A 2,678-nucleotide genomic window follows, 5' to 3' on the forward strand; every position below is an offset into this window, starting at 1 on the left:
ACCGCCGCCAGCACCTGGTTCAGCCGCGCCGAATCGGCGACCTCGACGGTGAAGGTCATCCACGCGGTGCCGCCGCGCACGTCCTTCACCGATTGCGTGTTGACGCCGGTCACGTTCATCTTCTCCTTCGCGAACACTTCGGAGATGTCGCGCAGCAGGCCCTGCCGGTCGGCCGCCTCGACCAGCACGTCGACCGGGTACAACGAGGGCTTGTCGCCGCGCCGCTCGCCCCAGGTGACCTGGATCACCCGCTCCGGGCTGCGCGCGGCCATCTGCCGGAAGTTGCTGCAGTCGGCGCGGTGGATGGCCACGCCGCGCCCGCGCGTCACGTAGCCGCCGATCGCATCCGGCGGCGCCGGCCGGCAGCAGCGCGACAGGCTGGTCATCAGCGATTCGACGCCCACCACCAGCACGCCGCCCTTCGGCGCCTCGCCCTCGGGGCGGGTCAGGCGCTGCGTGATCACCGCGTCGGGGTCGGGCTGCGGCTCGGGCGGGCGCAGCAGCGCCTCGATGTTGCGCAGCGAGAACTCGTCCTTGCCGACCACCTCGAACAGCGCCTCGGCATGGCGGAAGCCGAGCTGCGCCGCCAGGTCGTCGAGCTTCATCGAGGTCCTGCCCTCACGCTGCAGCAGCTTCTCGACCGCCTCGCGGCCGCGCGCGATGGTGTCGCGCAGCGCGAGCGCATTGAACCAGGCCCGCACCTTGGCCTTCGAGCGCGAACTCTGCAGGTAGCCCAGGTTGTCGTTCAGCCAGTCGAGCGACGGCCCGCCTTCCTTGATCGTCGTCACCTCGACGGTCTGGCCGCTCTGCAGCCGGGTGTTCAGCGGCACCATCGTGCCGTCGACCTTGGCGCCGCGGCAGCGGTGGCCGAGGTCGGTGTGCACGGTGTACGCGAAGTCGATCGGCGTCGCGCCGGCCGGCAGCTCGATCACCGCGGCATCGGGCGTGAAGACGTAGATGCGGTCGTCGAACGCCGCGCCGGGCGCCGCGCGTTCGCTGCGCTGCTCGACGCCGCCCTCGTCGCCGCTCTCGATGAACTCGCGCTCCCACGCCAGCAGTTGCCGCAGCACCGCCTTGCGTGCCTCGGCCACCTGCGCGTCGAAATCGCCGCTCGCGCTGACGCCGGCATAGCCCTTGGTGCCGGCCTCCTTGTAGGCCCAGTGCGCGGCAACGCCGTGCTCGGCATGCTCATGCATCGCCCGCGTGCGGATCTGCACCTCGACCGCCCGCCCTTGCTCGTCCTGCACCACGGTGTGCAGCGACTGGTAGCCGTTCACCTTCGGCCGCGCGATGTAGTCGTCGAACTCGCCCGGCACCGGCGGCCACAGCTCGTGCACCCGGCTCAGCACCGCATAGCAGTCGGGCACGTCGGCGACGATCACGCGCATCGCGCGCACGTCGAACACGCGGTCGATATCCAGCCCCTTGCCGCGCATCTTCTTCCAGATGCTGTACAGGTGCTTGGGCCGGCCCTGCACCTCGGCGCGCAGCCCGGCCGCGGCCAGCGCCTCGCCGAGCCGGCAGCGGAAGGCCTCGACGCCCTGCTCGCGCTCGACGCGCTTCTCGTCGAGCAGCCGGGCGACGTTCTTGTACTGCACCGGCTCGATGAAGCGGAACGACAGGTCCTCCATCTCCCACTTGATCTGCCAGATGCCCAGCCGGTTGGCGAGCGGCGCGAACACCTGCAGCGACTCGCGCGCGAGCACCGCCGGGCACGGCTGCTTGCTGCTCGCGAAGTGGCGCAGCGTCTGCAGCCGCGAGGCCAGGCGCAGCAGCACCACGCGCAGGTCGCGCGAGAACGCGAGCAGCATCTTGCGCACCCGCTCGGTCTGCTCGGCGCGCTGCTCGGCATGCACCCGCGCCTCGCGCGCGGCGCGCTGGATCTGCACCAGCTTGCGGGTGTGCAGCACCAGGCTCGCGTACGACGCGCCGAAGGCCTTGCTGACGACCTCCTCCGGCTTGCTCAGGTAGTCGCTCGCGTAGACCAGGTAGGCGGCGGCACGCATCGACGGCGCGGCGCCGATGCCCTGCAGGATCGCGGCGACGCCGTCGGCATGCACCAGCGCGTCTTCGCCGGTGTCGAGCAGCTGGCCATCGAGCAACGGCTCGGCGAAGGCGCGCGCACGCGCGAGCTGCGCAGCCTCGGCGTCGCGGCCCGCCTCGCCGGGCGTGTCGGCGGCCAGCTGGACGATCGGGGCCGCGTCCTGGTGGGTGTCGAGCAGTCCGGTCTTCACGCCAGCAGGAACTCCCGGACGGCCGCGATCTGCTCGGGCGAGGTCAGCATCGGCGCATGGCCGACGCCGTCGAACTCGCGCAGCAGCGCGCGCGGGCCGCGCTGCGTCATCGCCTGCGCGGTGGCGCGGGTCAGCAGGTCGGAGTCGGCCCCGCGCAGCAGCAGCGTCGGGCACGCGATGGCGTCGTACATGCCCCACAGCACGGCCTCGCCGGCGCGGGCCGCCTCGGGCGTGATCGCGCGGAACGGCAGCGCGATCTGCGGGTCGTAGTGCGGCACGAAGCCCCCTCCATGGGCATCAGCGTCGGCACGCAGCATCGGCCGCGTCAGCGCCAGCCACTGTTCGCGTGTGTGCGGCCCGAAGCCCTGCGAGATGCTCCACAGCGCGTCGGCCGCATCCTCCAGGCTGCGCCAGCGCGCCGGCAGGCCGAGGTAGGTGCCGATG

2 protein-coding genes are annotated in these 2,678 nt (G+C 72.0%); both read right to left on the bottom strand.

Annotated features, from left to right (window positions below):
• A partial coding sequence (locus AC1D12_RS30430; RefSeq protein WP_477844964.1) for a RelA/SpoT family protein occupies nt 1-2,234 on the bottom strand: 2,234 nt, incomplete at its 3' end.
• Nucleotides 2,231-2,678: alpha/beta fold hydrolase (locus tag AC1D12_RS30435; protein ID WP_477844965.1), on the bottom strand; the 448-nt coding region annotated here is incomplete at its 5' end. The genes AC1D12_RS30435 and AC1D12_RS30430, both read right to left, overlap by 4 nt.

Source organism: Rhizobacter sp. P1_G5 (genome assembly GCF_056405435.1).